Source organism: Micrococcus sp. LASM2_SD2, from assembly GCF_057364565.1.
On record NZ_JBNFOB010000406.1, the window covers coordinates 1 to 1,058 of the forward strand.

A 1,058-nucleotide genomic window follows, 5' to 3' on the forward strand; every position below is an offset into this window, starting at 1 on the left:
GTTCGTGCTGGACGTGTGCACCCACATCTTCGACACCCTCGGGGCGTCCTCGACGTCGACGGCCCTGCAGCTGGACCGGCACTGGCGCAACGCCCGCACCATCGCCACCCATGACCCGGCGTCCTTCAAGGTCCGGATCGCCGGCGACCACCTGGTCAACGGCACCGCGCCGATCGCCTACACCTCGGCCGGAGACGTGCCAGAGGAGGACTGATCCCCGCGCGTCAGCGCGAACAAGGTGACGGTGGCCGGCGAGTCCGGGTGGACCCGCCCGCCGCCGTCGAGGGGCCTCGCCGCCGGATCAGGACCAGCGGGTCAGTGCCCGGCGCTCGGCCAGGCCCAGCAGCCAGTCCGTGAGCTTGCCGATGACGGCGAGCAGGATGATCGCGAGGATCAGCCGGTCCGTCCGGCCGTTGTTCTGCGAGTCGGTCAGCAGGAAGCCGAGGCCCATAGAGGAGGCGATCAGCTCGGCCGCCACCAGGAACAGCCATGCCTGGGCGAGGGCGAGCCGAAGCCCGGAGAACACCGAGGGCACGATCGCCGGAAGCTGGACGGTCCTGAGGAGGGCGAGGCCGTGGTAGCCGTAGGCGCGGCCGGCCTCCACCAGGTGCGGATCCACGTGGCGCAGCGCCGCGTAGACGGTGGTGAAGACCGGGAAGAACGCACCGATGGCGATCAGGGTGATCTTCGAGTCCTCGCCGATCTGCAGCCACAGGATCAGCAGCGGGACCCAGGCCAGCGAGGGGACGGCGCGCAGTGCCCCCAGCAACGGGGCGAGCAGGGCGTCCGCCCAGACGGACAGGCCGAGCAGGGCGCCGACGGCGAGCCCCAGGACAGCTCCGATGGCGAACCCGAGCAGCACGCGCTGCGCCGAGATCCCGATGTGGAGCCACAGGTCGCCGCGCTCGGCGAGGTTCACGCCGGCGCTGAGCACCGCCCCGGGAGAAGGCAGTTGGACGGCGGAGAACACGCCGGCGGCGGTGACGGCCCACCAGGCGAGGAGCAGCAGGGCGGGCACGAGGAGGCCGAGGCCCAGGCGGGCGCCGGGCGGGTCGGCG

At 72.3% G+C, this 1,058-nt stretch carries 1 protein-coding gene and 1 pseudogene; one reads left to right on the forward strand and one right to left on the reverse strand.

The annotated features are described in order from the left end of the window. Positions 1-214, forward strand: a pseudogene (locus AC2W7A_RS12750) (acyl-CoA dehydrogenase family protein); the annotation flags it as partial. An 87-nt stretch (positions 215-301) separates the two neighbouring features. Here the strand turns inward: AC2W7A_RS12750 and AC2W7A_RS12755 are convergent. Continuing rightward, a partial coding sequence (locus tag AC2W7A_RS12755; protein WP_485991655.1) for an ABC transporter permease occupies positions 302-1,058 on the reverse strand: 757 nt, incomplete at its 5' end.